Source organism: Acidimicrobiia bacterium, assembly GCA_030584185.1.
GTDB lineage: Bacteria > Actinomycetota > Acidimicrobiia > Spongiisociales > UBA11373.
On sequence record CP129495.1, the window covers coordinates 446558 to 463504 of the forward strand.

Below are 16947 nucleotides of genomic sequence, written 5' to 3' on the forward strand. Positions count from 1 at the left end.
GCGGCCCGCTCGGATCAGAGCCCCGGGCAGGACTGGTCGTACACGGGGCCATGGTCCGTGGAGAGCGACCCGTCCGGACAAGTCACGTCATTCAGTACCAGGCCGTCGAGGTTCGCCCCCACGAACAAGGCCCCGGTGAGATCCAGGTAGCTGATGGCGGCCCGGGTGAGATCGGCGCCGGTGAAGTCGCTGCCGGCGATCGTCCCCGGGTCGAGGATCGATCCCGACAGTCGGGCGTCGACGAGTGTGGCTCCACCGAAGTCGATCGGTTCGATCGGCCCGGGGAGGAACTCCAGGTTCGCCCCGTTGGCGACGGTGTCGGCGAAGACGGCTCCCGAGGCCGCCACATCGCTCCAGTCGGTGGCGAGCAGGAAAGCTCCGCGCAGGTCGGCCCCCGTCACCTCCACCCCCCACCATCTCGTGTAGGAGAGGTTCGCCCCGCGGAGTGCGGCGCCGTCGAGCGATGTGCTCGAGATCACCGCGGCGCGCAGATCGGCATCGGAGAGATCGGCACCGGCGAGATTCGAGCCGTACACCTCCGAGTGGCGGAAATCGGCGCCGGTCAGGTTCGCCCCGCCCATGTCGACCTCGGAGAGAAGGGCCCCCACGAAGGAGGCGCCGCGCAGGTCCATGCCCGAGAGATCCAGTCCCTCCAGAACTGCCCAGGAACAGTCGACGCCGGGACCCGGATCGCACACGGCAGGCTCGGGAGTGGTCACCTCGCCGGGACCGCTCACCCAAGCCATCAAGTCGTCGGCCCCGAATCCACGGTCCTCGGCCAGGGCGACCAGGTCCGATCCCAAGACGGCGACCCCCGCGATCGTCCCCCGAATGGCATCACGCCCATACCCGCCGGGCTGTGGCGGTGCCATCGGCAGTTCTCGCCAGCCAATCTCGGCCTCGATGTGAGCCCGGAAGGTGACCAGGTTCGTAGCCGATCTGGAGACCTCCTCCAACAGCATCAGCCCGTCGGGTACAGCCGCCGCCACGACGACGTCCGCCCGCACCAGGTCCGACACATCGATCCAGGCGCCCCGATCCTGCGCAACCAGCCAGGTGACATCCTCCTGATCGGGCGGCTCGATTCGGAGGGTGCTCGCCTCGACACCGCGGAGCACGCGCAGGTCTGGTGGTCCTACGGCCTCCCCGCACTCGGTGATGGGAAGGGTGTCCAAGGGCAGCGGTCCCAGGGCATCGAGGCGGTCCCAGGTGACCCCTTCGGCGGTGGCATGGGCCGCAAGGCGTGCCACCTTTTCGTCGCAAAGGTGCTCCTCCGAGATGGCGACAACCATCCCGTCGGCGATCACCACCGCCCGAGGCACGAGGATGCCAGGCGTTTCGAGAACGCCGGTCTCCTCCCAGGCCACTCCGTCCGCCGAGACGAAGGCATGGACCAGAGGTTCCTGGTCGCCCGGAGCCAGGACGGAGGCGGTCAGGATGAAACCCACATCGGTGCCGGCCAGCCCGCCTGCTACGAACCAGGCATTGGCGTCGACCGATCCGAAAGTCTCAGGGTCGATCCGCTGCCAGGTCGCGCCCTCGTCGATGGACACCCAGACTGCCGCGAGACGCGTGTCACAAGAGAACTGGACCATTCCCTCGGCGACCATGTCGACGCACTCGTAGCCGGCGGCCACCACGGATTCCTGCGACACCGCCAGGTACTCCGGGAGGAACATGGGCCACTCCGGGTCCGGCAATTCCGGGCGCCGGGCAGTGGGAAGGGCCACGGATGCCCACTCCCGCCCGTCCGTGCTGTACCAGGCGACGGGCTCCCCCGACCTTCCCTCGATCACCTCATCGAAGCCGAGACCGACGACACGCTCCCCCACCGACACGATCGCCGTCGCCTGAAGGGTGTTCGTCCCCTCGAACGCCTCGTGGCGCACCGGCTCCCAGATCACCCCGGCGGGCACGGCAACGGGCCCCGCTGCGACGGTCGAGGTGGTGACGGAAGCAGTGGTGGTCGTGGTGACGGTGGACGGCAGAGTCGAAGTCGGGCTGCCACCGGGGTCACCGCACGCAGTGAGGAAGAGGATGACCACCGTCAGGACTCTGGGCCGCCTCACAGTTGCCTCCTCCCTGGTCACACGATCGGCAGGAACGATAGAAGTCGAGTCACACGGATGCCCCGCCCGCTCGCCAAGGGTCGGCCCCGGGGGTCGGCACCCACCCACAACACTCCAGAACGGTGAGACGGCACGATTCGGAGGCGGCGGCTAGCTGAACCTCCCCGGGTTTGGTGGAGGCTTTGGGGTGTCCTGGGTTTGGCGGAGGCAGCTTTCTGGATTCATGCTGCCGGTGTCGATTGATGTCGAGCTTCGAACTCGACTGGTGTGATCATGCCAAGTGCCGAGTGCCGTCGCTGCCGATTGTGCCAGATCTCGAGATACTCGAAGATTGCCGTCGCCAGCTCGACTCGAGTCTTCCACCGCCGGGTGTTCAACAGTTCGACCTGCATCCGGCTCCAGAACGATTCGATGACCGCATTGTCGAAGCAATCCCCGATCGAGCCCATCGACGGGACCAATCCGGAATCGACGGCGCGTTGGGTGAACGCCCACGACGTGAACTGCGTGCCCTGGTCGCTGTGGATCACGGTCACACCGCCGATGGGCCGGCGGTTATCGATGGCCATCCCGAGGGCGTTGGTCACCAGGCTGGCGGTGGCAGTCGAATCGATTGACCAGCCGACCACGCGTCGAGAGAATGTGTCCAGGACAACAGCGCAGTAGACCTTGCCTTCCCGGGTGGGATGTTCGGTGATGTCAGTTACCCACAAACGATCTGGCCGGTCACGACCGAAACGGCGGTCGACCAGGTCCGATGCGGTCGCCATGTTGGGAACCTTGCGAAACTTCGGCCTTCCGGATAGACCGTGGATGCCAGCCCGGCGCATCAGCATCGCCACCGCCTCAAGCCCGACGGCGATGCCGTGGCCGAGGGTGAGTTCGGCGTGCACCCGCCGAGCACCGTAGGCAGCCTTGGCGTCGGCGTGGATCTTGCTGATCAGCTCGCTCAACCATGCGTGACGCACCGCTCGAGGCGACAGCGGACGGTCCAGCCACCCGTAATAGCCCGACACCGACACCCCCAACACCCGACAGGCCTTCTCCACGGGGAGTCCTTCTGCGGCCATCACCCGGATCGCCGCGAATCGCCTTTTGGGGAGGCCTCGCCCTTCAACAACTCGGTGGCTCGCCGGTGGATAGCGACCTCGATCTCCAACTCCCGAATCCGCCTCCGGGCAGCGACCAGCTCGGCCTTCTCCCCAGACGTCAACCCCGGCTCCACGCCAGCGTCGATGCGGGCCTGACGTCGCCACGTGTAGATCGACTGGTCGCTGATCCCCAGCTCGGCCGCCACCTCCGCCACCCGGCGGCCACCCTCGACCAGGTCCACCACACGGCGCCGGAACTCCCCCGGATACCCTCTGCGTGCCATAGGTCCTCCTCACAGACCATGACAGCAGAATCCAACAATCCGCCTCCGCAGAACCCGGGGCACACCACGACGTGGGCCTAACTGGACAGAACGCGGACCTCGCAACCGCCTTGCTTGAGTAGATGGGACGGTGCGCGAAGCCTCGCATTATGAGAACCTCGTAGCATGAGGATGTGGTGGTAGCTATCACTCCCGGGGCCATTCAACTCGGCGCGGTTGGTCTCCTTGTTTTCGGGGTCCTAGCACTCGTGCGCGCGCAGCGATCAGAGTTCCGTTCGCTACCACTCGCCGGTCTAGGGTCTCTGCTCGCAACCCTTGGCGCCGGAACCGCCTGGCGAGCACTGACGGCGCGTAGCTCGGTTGGAGGCCCCCTATGGGCTTCGATTAGGGACGTCTACCGGAGCATGTTCGACTCCTGGTTGTACGTGTTCGTGGTCGGCTCGTCTGCCGCCTTGCTCTGGGTTGTCGTGGCGGGGCTCATATTTCACAAGTGGTCCGTTCGGTCGACTGTCGCGACACTTATAGGCTCCCTCGTGGGATCTATGTCAATGGGGCTACTGGACTCCTCCATCTGACCTTGTGGCGACAGCGAGGCGAACGCGCCGGATCTCCCTTGCGGTTAGAGACCCTTGTCCGAGGAGCTGAGCGGCCGTCGGCTCCGGTGGGCAGGCACGCGCACCACACTGGGTGTACCATCCAGGTATGGGCGACCCCCGAAGGCCGAGGCCCGAACAGACGGTCAATCCGAGCGAGTGCCCCTCCAATGCTGATGAGGGCCATTCGGCCTCGTGGCACTGGCCGTTACTGGTGTTGGCCGTATCCGTGTTCTCGATAGGTTTGGGCTTCTTCGCGTCGCGGGCGGTTGCCTATCCCCTGCGGTCAGGTACCTACTGCACTGGCGTTTCGAGTCTCGGGTACAACTTCGCAGGGAGTGGCTGGACAACTGACCTGCAGGCCTACTTCACGTCTGGAGCAACTCATTGGGACGCCGTCAGGAACCCATTTGGTGGCACCTTCACATCGTCATACACGGGCGGCGCAATAGAGATATTCGTAGTGGACCTTCCTGGGAAGGTGGGTACTACGAACTGCGACATCTTCGGCAACCTCCACGACATAAGTATTGACCCGGCAGGTCTATCAATAGATGACTTCATCGGCGTGGCCGCCCATGAAGTCGGACATGCCCATGGACTCGGTCACACAGGTCCCACCGACAGCTTCGATTCGTCGATCTCAACGATGACCGACGCTTGTGGGCTGGGCGGTGCTCCCTATGGGACGTTCCGGTTCCTGGAGCAGGACGACTACGCAAACCTCGCGTCCCATTTCGGCGACAATGCGCATGCCAACGCGAGCTTCGAGAACGGCTTCAGTTTCTGGGGAAGTGGGGGTGGCGCTTCAGTCACCGCCGTGAGCTCCGGTGGCACGGACGGACCCCGATACGCTCGCGTCTTCGGCTACGGCGGGTACATCTACCAGACGGTGAGGATCACGGACCCACCTTCGAGCTTGACTGCGCGAGTCAACTACAAGAGGTACTTCTCAACGAGTTCGGGCACCATCTACCTCGCAATGTATGGCCGACAGGTGTCCTACGGCTCGGAGCCTGAGGGATGCAGCTATCACAACGGCTGGAACCTGAACGCGCCCCAGTTCCCAAACGGCACCAGCTTCGTGTTCCAGAAGGGTCTGACCGTGACACCAGGAACCAGCTGGACCTATAGCACCACCTCCTCGTGGACGTCGGTAGGTAGTTGGCAGGGGGCTGACGTCAGAATCTATGTTTACAACTACATGACGATGGCGGGCAACCCAACGTATGTCTCTATCGACCACACCCGAACCCGGATACCGTAGAGGGTAGAGGAGATCCCGGTGCCGTTCTCACGAAGAAAGACTGTGGTGGGAGCCGTTGCGGCGGCAGGTTTCGTGGTCGGGTTGGCGGCTGGAGTCGCTCTGTACATGGGTGGGGGAGAGAATGCGATCGAGGTCGGAGCGCCTGCAGGACTCCCGCGTGTCCTCCGTACCGGCGATTCGTTGGTCGTTGTCGAGGGCGTCTCCCTGATTGGGATCGAACAGGACGAGGTGGCTGCCTATCTCGTCGCCGATGTGACCATAAGCGAGGTGCTCTTCACCGCGCCATACGCGTCGCAAGGCATGCTGCATGATGACTACCCAAGCCCCCCTGTAATAGGCAAAGGTCGCCTTCGCGTTTACGAGCCTCTCGGATCAGTCCGTGACGGAGCGGCCGATGCCGTCGGACGACTGGCCGGCCTAGCCGATGACCAGACTCGGTTGGTCCTACTTCTTGGGTATTGGGCCCCCGGCCTATATCCGGACTGGCCTGCTGAATGGGGCGTGGAGTGGGTCGGCACTACCGATAGCAGGGGTTCCATTGACTTCCTGAGCACTGCCGACAGCGATCAGGCGCAAGTCATGGCCCGCGATCTGGAAGCAGCAGGTCGAGGAGGCGATCCATTCTCGACCGATGTCGAGAAGCTTGAGGCATGGTTCGCCGAGATAGCCATCGAACGTGGCGGCGGATCAAAGGGTCCGATGCAAGTCGCTTTTGAACTTGCGACGCGCGTCGACCCGTATGCCGATTGGTATGCGGCAGAGCCAACGCAGCGCGCTCTTGACCCGGAGTCCGTACCCCCTGAGGTGTTCGACGGCCTTCTAGAGGTGGTGGTCTTTGTCGAAGTCGAGGAGAGTGCGAGGCTCGAAGGGCAGTACCTTGCGGTCTTGAGCGACCTCGGTGTTCTGCACATAGCTTATCTTTCGGGCGGAACCCACCCAGCCACTGTGTTCACGGACGCAGTCGGCGACTGGCGAGTCGTGATTACCGACGACCTGTCGCAGCTGGGAACGTCTACAGCCATCGCCGTTATCGACGCGAGCGAGTTCAGCCCTGAGCGGGGTCTATCGGTACTCGTCACCAAAGAGACCGAGGGCGAGTGGAGAGTATCTTCTCGATCCCTGGGATCTAGCGAGCTGTCGGGCGTGATCGCAGATTGGCTGGGGCGTCAAAGTTCGACGCCCAGCCCCTAAGCTTCACTCTTGGATGCGATGACTATTCGGGTAGCTATCGCAGCCTCGCTCGCATTTTGATTGCGTGTGGGGCTTGCCGCTCTGTCGGGGTCAAGCCGCGCCACGCCTTGGTGTGTTGTCGTAACAACACCGGTTGGTGGGCGCTGAGGGACTCGAACCCCCGGCCTCTTCCTTGTAAGGGAAGCGCTCTGGCCAGCTGAGCTAAGCGCCCGTGTCCCCAGGCTACCGGCAGATAAGCCGGTCACGGGTCGCCGCCAACTGGACCGCCGGAACGTCATTCCGACACGGACGCCGGTCAGGATCCGGGTATCGCCAACAACGCCCCCTGGGGCACCTGTCGGGGGACGGAAGTCGCCTGAACGATCCCCAGCTCGTCGACCGAGGCGGTGGTGTTGTCGCAGCCGCCCTCGCTTCTCGACTGGTAGTTGACCCGAACCCGGGCCGGCCGCAGTTGTCGTCCCGCCTGGTCGACCGCCCGCAGGTCCGACCACCGGACCGCAACACCGGGATGCTCACATCGGGCGAACGACTCGGTCCACACCATCGGTGTGGCGAGGTAGGCGCCGTCGGTGTACAGGTCGCGCACCACGGTCTCCCTGCCCGACTCGACATCGGTGATGCTCCCCCGCCAGGCGTGCACCTCCGGGGGCGAGTCGGGGGAAGGCGCCACCCGCAGGAGATACCGACGCCCCGGCTCCCACGGGAACTGCCTGGTGTTCGGATCGGACCGAAGGCCCGGCAGAGACGACTCACTCCCCCTGAGCGTCGCGCCGTGGTCGCCGGGGGCGTACCCGCCCCAGTTGGCGGCGGTACATCCGCGATGGCGACGGTTCCACTGCAAGCCCAGATGGGCGCCGCCACGCAAGGTTCGCTCGCTGGCAAAGCTCACCTGAAGTGCCCAGAAGTAGGTCCTGCGCACGGCCGGGGGCTGCAGCACCTCCAGGGTGGCCGACACCTCGATCAGCGGCACCTGTGGCAGCTCCCAGGCGAGATGCAGCGACGAGGCGCCGTTGCGGCTCGACGGCTCTCCGGACACCCGCTCTCGGGCGGTGACGGCGGATCGAACGCGGCGCCACATGTCACCGATCATGGCGGGCTCTGCTGGCTGGCCCAGGGGTGGACCCACGAGTTGGAGTAGATCCCGGGATACCGGGCGCACGACCAGTGGCCCCACGGGTTCGGTCCCTTGCCCCACGCCGAGTAGCCGTACCCCGAATTGGCGTACTTCTCCCAGTTGAACTCCGGCCACACCGCCGGGCTGATCGCCCCCCCATTGCGGTTGCCGAGCAGGGTCTCGCGCGACTCCCAGACCAGGAGGGCGGCGACGATCGCGTTGTGCTCCGGGTTGAGGATGTCGGCATCCGCCGGCAGGTTCGGCGCCTTGTCCGAGTGGTAGGCCCGCACCCGGTCGACGCGGCTCTGCCAGTAGTACGGGTGGTTCTGGAACAGCCCGGCGGTGCCGCTGCGCGAGTTCACGGCATAGGGCACGCCGTTGCTCTCGCACGCCATCACCGCCATAGCGTTGTCCACCTGTGATCCGACGCAGAACTCGGTCCCGTTGCGAGTGGCGCACTTGGTCTGGGCCAGGCCCCACGACTGGAACACGGACGTCACCATCGGCCGCCACTGTTCGACGCCGGCAGTGGGCACGTAGCCGTAGTCGGGCGTGGTGGTCGTCGTGGTCGAGGCCGGCGTAGACGCCTGCGTGGTAGTGGTGAGCTGAGATGCCAGCAGCTCCTCCTGGCGCCGCAGCTCCTCCTCCTCGGCGGCTCGGCGCGCCTCCTCCTGCGCCTGCCAGGTGCTGCGCAACTCGGTGACGCGACCACGGGCGGTCTCGACGGCGGCGGTACGGGCGGCGGCCTCCTCCTGGAGTGGACCGAGACGGCTCCTCTCCTCGGCGAGTCGCTGTTCCGCCGAGGCGAGCAGGTCGCCCAGATCGTTGGTCGAGACCACCAAGCGGTTGAGCAGGTCACGGTCCCCCTCACCGATGGCGGCCAGGTAGGCGAGTCGGGCGGAGAACGAGGCCACGTCGGTGACCACTATCGGGGTGCTGCCGCCGGCGGTCATGTACATGGCGGCGATCCGCGTCCGGATCGCCGAGTCCTGATAGTCGATGGAGGCGATCCCCTCACTGCGGCGTTCCCCCAGCCGCAGCATGGTGGCCTGGAGCCTCGCCACCGCCTGCTCGGTCTCCTCGATGGCGCGCCGCGTCTCGGCGAGCCGGGCCTCGGCCTGCCTCGCCTCGGCCTCGGCGGCGGCGATGTCGTCGAGGGTGACGGTCTTGGCGGAGGCGGTACCGGCCGAGAGCAGCCCTCCCGCCATGAGTGCCAGGACGATCGTGGCGGCGAGCCGCCGCCTCCGGCGGTTCGGGGCGTTCATCGACGCCGATCCTATTCGTACCCGGGAGACACGGTTCGGGTGATTCCCGCGGCGAGCAATCTCACCACCTTCTCATCGGAATCCAGGCCGGTAGCGACCGGGGCCGGTCAAGATGCCCACATGTCATTCAAGAAGAAGCTGATCGTCACTTCGGGCGCGACTCTCGGCGTGATCCTGGTCGCCGGGTTCGCCGCCTGGTGGTTCCTGCTCCGCTCCGACGCCCCGCCGCCGGTGGATCTGGGGGAGGCGGTTGCGGCGGCCACCTCGACCACCGTTCCCGGGGCGCCGGCCGAATCGAGCAGCCCTGACGGCGTCGAAGGACCCTGGTCCATATCGCCCGGCTCGTTCGCCGGCTACCGCGTCCAGGAGGAGCTGGTGAGGGTGGGCTTCACCACGGCGGCAGGTCGCACCGAGGACGTGACCGGATCACTGACAATTGAGGGCGGAGAGGTCACGGAGGTCGAGGTCGAGGTCGACGTGACCACGCTCACCAGCGACTCGAGCCGCCGCGACCGATCCCTGCGCGATCAGGCGCTGGAGACCGACCTCTTCCCCACCGCCTCCTTCGTGTTGGTGGAGCCGGTGACTCTCCCTGCCGAGGCCGAGTCGGGCGATCCGTTCGCCATCCCCGCCGTCGGCGATCTGACCATCCACGGCGTCACCAACCGGGTGACGATCGACTTGGAGGCCCAGTTGGTGGGAGACGTGATCATCGTGGTCGGATCGACCCCGATCGTGTTCGCCGACTACGACGTCGCGACGCCGTCGGCGCTGGCGGTGCTCTCGATAGAAGACAACGGGATCATGGAGTTCCAGTTGACCTTCGCCCGGGGGTGACGTCAGGCCGGTTCGATGCCGGCCATCGGCTTGCGTGTCCGCCGGCGCTGCGCCGCCCCCACCAGGCCGACCCCGAGCAGGATGATCGGCAGCCCGACGATGGTCCACCCGCCGATCACCTCGTCGCCGAGTGTCACCCCGAGGAGTACCGCCACGACCGGGTTCACGTAGGCGTAGGAGGTGGCGACGGCCGGACGCGTCGTGGCCAGCAGGTAGGCGTATGCGGTGTAGGCGAAGAGGGATCCGAACACCGCCAGGTAGACCAGGGCCAGTACCGATCGAAGCGTCGGGGTCCCGCCGAGCCGCTCCCCCCGGGCGAGCCCGACCAGGGCGAGGGCCATGCCGCCGGTGAGCATCTGGGTTGCAGACGCCATCAGCCCCTTCGGCATCCGCATCCGGCCCGCCAGCACCGAGCCGAACGCCCACAGAAACGGTGACAGGACCATCAACAGGGTGCCCAGGGGCGACCCCCGAAAGTCGCCCTCGCGGCTGAGCAGGACCACCCCGGCGAGGCCCACCAGGAGACCGGCCCACTCCAAGCGGTCCGGCCAGCGGCCGAACACCCCACTCCACAGGGCCGCCCACAGGGGCATCACCGCCACGGCGGAGGCGACCAGGCCGGACCCCACCCCGTTGTCCTCGGCCACCGCCACCAGGCCGAGGCCGCCGATGAACAGCACCGTCCCCACCAGGGCCGAGTTGCGCCACTCGACTGCGTCGGGATGGGAACGGCCGCGGGCCCGGGCGATGGCGTAGAGGGCGGCGCCGGCGACCACCAGCCGGATCCCGTTCATGAGGAACGGCGGGAACGACTCCAGCCCGTACTTGATCGCCAGGTAGGTAGAGCCCCACACCACATAGACCAGGAAGAGGGAGGCGGCGACCAAAGCGGTTCGGGACCCTTCGGGTGTGTCGGTGCTCGGTGCCATCTTCCGTTCGGGTCGTCGATGGCATTCTGCCACCGCGGTGAAATCGTCACCCGCTCAAGACCACGCAGCGTGGTGCCGATGAATACTTATCGTGTTCAAGCGTACCGTCACCGCCCTGGTCGTCCTGGTCGCCATCCTTATGGGAATGGCTGCCCCGGCGATGGCCAATGTGACGAGGCGCGCCGAGGGGCTCACCATCTCCGGGGAGCCGACAATCGACGAGGCCTCCGAGATCTCGCACCAGTGGTCTCGCATCCACCTCTTCTTCCCGGCGGCCGCAGCCTGCGTGCCACCGGTCTCCGTGGTGGTGGTCGACAGGGCCGAGGACGCCTGGGCCAGCGGCAAGGTGTCCGGCATCGCCGCCTTCTATCGGCGGTCCGAGCAGACCGTGTTCGTCGAGCACGGCAAGGTGCGCGCCGAGCACCTGATCCACGAGTTCGCCCACCACCTCGACCTCTCCTGCGGCTTCAACGAAGGCGGCCTCGGTGCCGAGTTCCTCGGGGCTCAGGGGTTCGCCGCCGACCAGCAGTGGACCCAGGGATCGACCTGGGGCCGGGTGCCGGCCGAGCACTTCGCCGAGGCCGTGGTCGGATTCATGGGGATCGACTCGGTGGACCTGCCGGTGTCCTCGGCCGCCTTCGCCCTGGTTCGCCGCTTCGCCATCTGGGGCGCCGGTGGGAACGAGGCGGCTGCGGCGCCGCTCTCCGAGCCGCGGAACTGAAGTTCATGACCCGGGCTGGGGTACCCTGCGGCCCCAGATGAGATCCCGTCTCCCAGCCGCCGTCGCCTTTATGCTGCTCATGGTGACCCCGGTCGCCATGGCCGCTCCCGAGGACGTGACCGCCGAGGAGCAGTGGTTCGTCTACGACCTCAACCGGGCCCGGTGGGATCCGCAGGGGTACGCCGCCGAGATCGAGGCCGCCTACCCGGGGGCGTACGGCCTGTCAGAGGCGGCCGGCCTGCTCCCTCAGCCGCCGCTCGCGCCCAACACCTCCCTGTACGCCTCGTCGGGGTTCAAGTCGAACGAGATGGCCTGGTACGACTACTTCGCCCACAAGAGCCCGATCACCGGGAAGTGGCCGAATGGCCTCGCAAGGTCGTACGGGTATCCCCTCCCGTCCTACTGGTCCAGCAATGACAACTACATCGAGGTCCTGTGGGCTTCGAATGGTGGTGGCAGTGTGCCGCCGCCGGCCGCCATCTTCATGGACTCGCCGTACCACACCCCGATCCTGTTCCAGTGGACCCGACACGAGATCGGCGTCGGCCACACCGACCTCTGTTCCACGCGGGGCGGATCGTGCCGGGCACTTTCCGTGAACGCAGCGTCGCGCACCGAATCCGCCCCGTGGACGCTCTTCGTCACCGGCGTCGCGTACGACGACGCCAACGGGAACGGCAGGATGGATCTCGGCGAGGGTCGCAGCGGGGTTCAGGTGAGTGCGGGTGGGTCCTCGACCACCACGAACGCCGGTGGTGGCTACTCGCTGATGCTCCCCCCCGGGAAGCACACCATCTCCACTTCCGGTGCCGGGTTCGGGGCGTCCACGGCTTTGGTCCTGGTGATCGGGCACAACGTCGGGGTCGATTTCGAGAAGGGCACGCCTGTCGGGGAGGTGCGCGCCTATCCGAGCCGGCTCGCAGGTGCCGACCGGTACGCCACGGCGGTCCAGACCTCCCAGTACTCCCACCCGACAGCCAGCGGAGGAACCGTGTACCTGGCCACCGGCGGCAACTACCCGGACGCCCTCTCTGCCGGTCCCGCCGCCGCCCGTGAGGACGCCCCGATCCTACTCACCGCTCCCACCGCCCTCCCCGGCAGCACCCGCAGCGAGCTGGCCCGCCTCCAGCCCTCCAAGGTGGTGGCGGTGGGGGGACCGGTGGCCATCGCCGACGAAGTGCTAGCCGAGGTGAAGGCGCTCCTCCCTGCGGCCACCATGGTGCGTCGCTCCGGGCCCACGAGGTACGGGACCGCCGCCGCCGTCTCCGCAGGAGCCTTCCCCCAGGGGGCGGATGTGGTGTACGTCGCAACCGGGCTCAACTTTCCCGACGCCCTGGTGGCGTCGCCGAACGCCATCCTGGATGAGGCTCCCCTGCTGCTGGTGCCGTCCACCGGCATCCCGTCCGACGTCGGAGCCGAGTTGACCCGTCTCGGGCCGAGCCGGATCGTCATCGTCGGCGGGACCGAGGCGGTGTCGGCCCAGACCGAGACGGCACTCCGGGCCTACGCCCCGACCGTGACCCGCATCCCCGCCTCCAGCCGGTACTCGCTCTCGGCCGAGATGTCCAAGCGGGCGTACCCCCAGGGGGCGAACACCGTGTACGTGGCCACCGGGGAGAACTACCCGGATGCTCTCGCCGCCGGACCGGCTGCCGGCACCAACCCTGGCCCGCTGCTCCTGGTCACCCCGTGGGGCGTTCCCGACGCCGTTCGAGATGAGTTCGAGCGGCTCGACCCCACCAACGTGGTGATACTCGGCGGCCCGGCTGCGGTGCCCGACTCGGTCCTGGCGGCACTGGTCCGGCTGCTCGAGCCCTGATCCTCCGAGGGGCCGATGGCTCTCTGTGACTCCGACGCGACCGACGCCCCGGGTGTGGCCCCGGGGCGTCGGTCGCGGTCGATGACCGCAGGTCAGATTCCGCGGTAGAGGCGACGCTTCTCGTCGGCGGTCACCAGGAGGCCGGCGCCCGAGAGCAGCAATCCCAGGCCGGCCAGGGCCACCAGCAGCAGGTTGCCTCCACCGCCGGTGTTGGGCAGGTCGGGCACGGTGGTGGTCGGCCCCGCCACCGTCGAGGTGGTCTGACCGACCGTCGTGCTCGGCCCCGCCACGGTGGTGCTCGTCTGAACGACCGTCGTGGTCGTCGGATCCGTGGTGCTCGTCGTCGTGGTCGTCGGATCCGTGGTGCTGGTGGTCGTGCTCGGACCACCGATCGTGGTGCTCGTAGTAGTCGGCGGCTCCGTAGTCGTAGTCGTCGGCGGCTCCGTAGTCGTAGTCGTCGGCGGCTCCGTAGTCGTAGTCGTCGGCGGCTCCGTAGTCGTAGTCGTCGGCGGCTCCGTAGTCGTAGTCGTCGGCGGCTCCGTAGTCGTAGTCGTCGGCGGCTCCGTAGTCGTAGTCGTCGGCGGCTCCGTAGTCGTAGTCGTCGGCGGCTCCGTAGTCGTCGTAGTCGGCGGCTCCGTAGTCGTAGTCGTCGGCGGCTCCGTAGTCGTAGTCGTCGGCGGCTCCGTAGTCGTAGTCGGCGGCTCCGTAGTCGTCGTAGTCGGCGGCTCCGTAGTCGTAGTCGTCGGCGGCTCCGTAGTCGTAGTAGTGGCGGTCGGATCCACGCAGATGTCGAGGTGCGAGATCCCGTACGGCGCCCCACCCGGGCCTGCCGGAGTGGTGTAGGGAAGCGTGCCCGGGTACACGAGGTAGTGCGTGTCCGGGCCTCCACCGGTCTTGACGTAGACCAGGGCCGATCCCGTGGGGTCGTCCACCGAGGTCACCCCGTCGTACTCACCTGGTTCCCCGGCCTTTGGATGGAGGTAGACGGTCACGCCACCGGCGGACACCGCTGCGCCCGGCGAGAGGTCCTCGTATCGCGTGTACCCCTCGGGGCACGACGGGTGCGGCCCATCCGGCACTGTGGTGGTCGTCGAAGGCCCGGCGACGGTGGTCGTCGTGGTCGGGCAGTTCTTGCCGACCTTCAGGTTGCTGTGGTTCCAGGGCCCGTGGCTGGTGTTGCCGTTCCCCCAGTTGGAGTTGGCCACGACCTTGAAGTCGAGGTCGTTGGTGGCGGCGAGGTAGATCGAACCGCCGAAGGACAAGTTCGGGTAATCGAATGCGCCTGTCTGGATCTCGACCCATGATCCGCCGTTCACACGGTAGGAAACCGTGATGCTCGAGTTCTCATACTTGACGTTGTTGCCCGTCCCCCATGACGTCGTGAGCCAGTCGACCTTGTAGAGGCCGCCCTCGTTGGTCTCACACGTGGGAGTGCCGGTGATAGTGGCGTGGTGGGCGAAGGCGGGGACCGCGACGGCCACCCCGAACGCCATCAAGACCATCACAAGGCCGATCACGGTCAGCCCGGAACCTGCGCGCGCCCTCGGCGAGCTCGCATGTGTAGAACGAATCATCTTGGACCGCGCCTTTCCTGCATTGCCACATGCACTTCTGTCCTCGGCGTTCCGGCTCCCACCGGCACACCCCCTCATCACCACTCAACGTAGCACTTTCCACAACCCACTTCCAGATGAACGCCCAAAGTGATCAGATCGTTCGGCCAGCAGCGAACTGACTAGTCACTCGCCGGGCTTTCGCGATCTCGATCAATCCCTTCAGGTCCACCCCCGCCACTCCGATGAGTGGTTGAAGTGACCACCTTCCGTAACCGCCTCTCGATCTTCGCCGCCGCGGCCCTGGCTTCTGCTCTGCTGCCGACCGTCGCGGCGGTCGCTGCCACCGATCCAGCAGTCGACGCCCAGCAACTGGTCTACGAGCTCAACCGGGCCCGCTGGAACCCGGGGGCATTCGCCGCCGAGATGGGATCCTCGATGCCGGCGATACCGGCGGCTCCTCCCGTTGCACCCAATCCCGCCCTCACCTCGTCGGCCATGTTCAAGGCCAACGAGATCGCCGACAACGGCTACTTCTCCCACCAGAGCGCCGTCACCGGAATCTGGCCCAACCGACTGGTGCGCGACCACGGCTATCCGCTCCCTCCCGGCTGGCCCGACGACGCCAACTACCTCGAGTCCCTCCACGGCGGCAGCCCCAACCCGCGCAACGTGCTGCTCTCCTTCGCCGACTCGCCTTCCCACCGGGTTCACGTCTTCGGTGAGGGCGGGTTCCTCGCCCACAACGAGATCGGGGTCGGACGGAGCACCAACCAGAACTACTGGGCGGTCCACCTCACCCCCCGCGCCGGGTCGCCGCTGTTCGTGACCGGCGTGGTGTTCGCCGACACCAACGGGAACGGCCTGATGGACCTCGGGGAGGCCATGCCCGGGGTCACCATCGCCACCACGGCAGGTACGACGACGACCAACGCCGGCGGTGGTTACAGCATCTCCCTCGCCCCGGGCTCCTACGCCATCACGGCGTCGGGTGGCGGGATGGCGGCCTCGGTCGGCGCCTCCTTCGATCTCGGCTCCTACAACGTCGGGGTCGACTTCATCAAGGGTGCGCCTCGCGGCGTGGTTCGCGCCTACGAACTCTGCCAGGGCCTGCAACCCACGATCTTGGGGACCGACTGGGATGACGTCCTGGTCGGCACCTCGGGCAACGACGTCATCCACGGGCTCGGGGGTGACGACCAGATAGACGGCATGGGCGGCAACGACGTCATCTGCGGCGGAGACGGCAACGACGTCGTCGAAGGTGTCGCCGAGAACCCACGCCTCGCCGGCGGTGACCGTTACGACACCGCAGCGGTGGTGGCCCGCTACTCGCACCCCGATGTCACCGGAGGCGTCGTCTACCTCGCCACCGGCACCAACTATCCGGACGCCATTGCCGCCGGACCCGCCGCCGCCCGGCAGAACGCACCGATCCTCCTCGCCTCCCCGACCGGCCTCCCGGGAGACACCCAGCGCGAGCTGACCCGTCTGCGCCCCGCTCAGGTGGTGGTCCTCGGTGGGTCGACGGCGGTCTCCGACGCCACACTCGACCAGGTCCGCAATCTTCTGCCCGGCGCTCAGGTGACCCGTCGCGCCGGCAGCAACCGCTACGCGACGGCGGTCGAAGTCTCCAAGGCTGCGTTCCCGTCAGGTGCCGGCACCGTGTTCGTCGCCACCGGGACCGCCTTCCCCGACGCCCTCGCCGCCGCCCCGGCCGCCATCGCCGCCGCTGCCCCGCTCCTCCTGCTGCCCGCCACCGGGGTCCCGTCGGTGGTCGCCGACGAGCTGCGACGCCTCGCCCCGACCCGGATCGTGGTGGTGGGTGACGCCAGCGTGGTCAGCGATGTCACCCTGGATCAGCTGGGAGGCCTTGCTCCAACGGTCACCCGCCTTGCGGGCGCCACTCGGTACGCCACGGCGGCGCAGGTGTCGAGGGCGACCTACCCCGACGGGGCCGACACGGTGTACATCGCCACCGGCGAGAACTTCCCCGACGCCCTGGCCGCCGGTCCCGCCACCCGGATCGGCGACGGGCCGCTCCTCTTCGTGTCCTCGACCTCGGTGCCAGACGTGATCCGCGACGAGATCGCCCGGCTGGCTCCGACCAAGATCATCATCCTCGGCGGGCCCGCCGTGGTGAGCGAAGCGGTGGCCGCCCAACTCGGGCGATGACCCGGCCAGGAAGAGATGTCGTAACACAGCAACCGTCCA

General features: G+C 67.1%; 13 protein-coding genes, 1 tRNA gene and 1 pseudogene. 8 read left to right on the forward strand and 7 right to left on the reverse strand.

What is annotated here, in order from left to right; genetic code table 11:
- Nucleotides 1–14: 14 nt before the first annotated feature.
- Both QY307_02325 and QY307_02330 read right to left on the reverse strand, forming a co-directional pair.
- Nucleotides 15–2069 carry a pentapeptide repeat-containing protein gene (locus QY307_02325; protein ID WKZ83109.1) on the reverse strand — a complete coding sequence of 685 codons (2055 nt, stop codon included), beginning with the start codon at nucleotides 2067–2069 and terminating at the stop codon, nucleotides 15–17.
- 221 nt (nucleotides 2070–2290) lie between these two features.
- Nucleotides 2291–3444: pseudogene (locus tag QY307_02330) on the reverse strand (IS3 family transposase).
- Between the two features lie 702 nt (nucleotides 3445–4146).
- On the opposite strand from QY307_02330, the gene QY307_02335 reads away from it, so the two are divergent.
- Together QY307_02335 and QY307_02340 are read left to right on the forward strand one after the other, a co-directional pair.
- Nucleotides 4147–5304 carry a hypothetical protein gene (locus QY307_02335; GenBank protein ID WKZ83110.1) on the forward strand — a complete coding sequence of 386 codons (1158 nt, stop codon included), beginning with the start codon at nucleotides 4147–4149 and terminating at the stop codon, nucleotides 5302–5304.
- Between the two features lie 18 nt (nucleotides 5305–5322).
- Nucleotides 5323–6495 carry a hypothetical protein gene (locus QY307_02340; protein WKZ83111.1) on the forward strand — a complete coding sequence of 391 codons (1173 nt, stop codon included), beginning with the start codon at nucleotides 5323–5325 and terminating at the stop codon, nucleotides 6493–6495.
- A 134-nt stretch (nucleotides 6496–6629) separates the two neighbouring features.
- On the opposite strand, the gene QY307_02345 is transcribed toward QY307_02340, so the two are convergent.
- The 3 genes from QY307_02345 to QY307_02355 all read right to left on the reverse strand — a co-directional run bounded on the left by QY307_02345 (nucleotide 6630) and on the right by QY307_02355 (nucleotide 8874).
- Nucleotides 6630–6706, reverse strand: a tRNA-Val gene (locus QY307_02345).
- Between the two features lie 84 nt (nucleotides 6707–6790).
- On the reverse strand, nucleotides 6791–7585 hold the full coding sequence (locus tag QY307_02350; protein WKZ83112.1) for a hypothetical protein: 795 nt from the start codon (nucleotides 7583–7585) through the stop codon (nucleotides 6791–6793).
- Nucleotides 7582–8874: a transglycosylase SLT domain-containing protein gene (locus QY307_02355; protein ID WKZ83113.1), complete on the reverse strand. Its 1293-nt coding sequence runs from the start codon at nucleotides 8872–8874 to the stop codon at nucleotides 7582–7584. The genes QY307_02350 and QY307_02355 overlap by 4 nt, the downstream gene beginning before the upstream one ends.
- 120 nt (nucleotides 8875–8994) lie before the next feature.
- Between QY307_02355 and QY307_02360 the strand changes: the two genes are divergently transcribed.
- Nucleotides 8995–9711: a YceI family protein gene (locus QY307_02360; protein ID WKZ83114.1), complete on the forward strand. Its 717-nt coding sequence runs from the start codon at nucleotides 8995–8997 to the stop codon at nucleotides 9709–9711.
- 2 nt (nucleotides 9712–9713) lie between these two features.
- Here the strand turns inward: QY307_02360 and yedA are convergent, their stop codons facing one another.
- A complete protein-coding gene (gene yedA, locus QY307_02365; protein ID WKZ83115.1) occupies nucleotides 9714–10640 on the reverse strand; it encodes a drug/metabolite exporter YedA in 927 nt (308 codons plus the stop codon).
- 91 nt (nucleotides 10641–10731) lie between these two features.
- On the opposite strand from yedA, the gene QY307_02370 reads away from it, so the two are divergent.
- Both QY307_02370 and QY307_02375 read left to right on the forward strand, forming a co-directional pair.
- Nucleotides 10732–11361: a hypothetical protein gene (locus tag QY307_02370; GenBank protein ID WKZ83116.1), complete on the forward strand. Its 630-nt coding sequence runs from the start codon at nucleotides 10732–10734 to the stop codon at nucleotides 11359–11361.
- A gap of 37 nt (nucleotides 11362–11398) precedes the next feature.
- The gene (locus QY307_02375; GenBank protein WKZ83117.1) at nucleotides 11399–13180 is read left to right on the forward strand and encodes a cell wall-binding repeat-containing protein; all 1782 of its coding nucleotides are present in this window, start codon (nucleotides 11399–11401) and stop codon (nucleotides 13178–13180) included.
- Nucleotides 13181–13272: 92 nt separating this feature from the next.
- On the opposite strand, the gene QY307_02380 is transcribed toward QY307_02375, so the two are convergent.
- Nucleotides 13273–13470, reverse strand: coding sequence for a hypothetical protein (locus QY307_02380; GenBank protein WKZ83118.1), 198 nt, complete (start codon nucleotides 13468–13470; stop codon nucleotides 13273–13275).
- A gap of 25 nt (nucleotides 13471–13495) precedes the next feature.
- Here QY307_02380 and QY307_02385 point away from each other — a divergent pair, with 25 nt between their 5' ends.
- From QY307_02385 to QY307_02395, 3 genes are all read left to right on the forward strand, one after another.
- Nucleotides 13496–14023: a hypothetical protein gene (locus tag QY307_02385; GenBank protein WKZ83119.1), complete on the forward strand. Its 528-nt coding sequence runs from the start codon at nucleotides 13496–13498 to the stop codon at nucleotides 14021–14023.
- Between the two features lie 240 nt (nucleotides 14024–14263).
- Nucleotides 14264–14422, forward strand: coding sequence for a hypothetical protein (locus QY307_02390; protein ID WKZ83120.1), 159 nt, complete (start codon nucleotides 14264–14266; stop codon nucleotides 14420–14422).
- 569 nt (nucleotides 14423–14991) lie between these two features.
- Entirely contained in the window at nucleotides 14992–16908 is a 1917-nt protein-coding gene (locus tag QY307_02395) for a cell wall-binding repeat-containing protein (GenBank protein WKZ83121.1), read from the forward strand.
- The last annotated feature ends 39 nt before the right edge of the window (nucleotides 16909–16947 follow it).

Bases quoted from the DNA above. Each gene is read 5' to 3' on its own strand.
- QY307_02335 (WKZ83110.1), top strand. From the start codon at position 4,147: ATGGGCGACCCCCGAAGGCCGAGGCCCGAACAGACGGTCAATCCGAGC.
- QY307_02350 (WKZ83112.1), bottom strand. From the start codon at position 7,585: ATGATCGGTGACATGTGGCGCCGCGTTCGATCCGCCGTCACCGCCCGA.
- QY307_02355 (WKZ83113.1), bottom strand. From the start codon at position 8,874: ATGAACGCCCCGAACCGCCGGAGGCGGCGGCTCGCCGCCACGATCGTC.
- QY307_02360 (WKZ83114.1), top strand. From the start codon at position 8,995: ATGTCATTCAAGAAGAAGCTGATCGTCACTTCGGGCGCGACTCTCGGC.
- yedA (WKZ83115.1), bottom strand. From the start codon at position 10,640: ATGGCACCGAGCACCGACACACCCGAAGGGTCCCGAACCGCTTTGGTC.
- QY307_02375 (WKZ83117.1), top strand. From the start codon at position 11,399: ATGAGATCCCGTCTCCCAGCCGCCGTCGCCTTTATGCTGCTCATGGTG.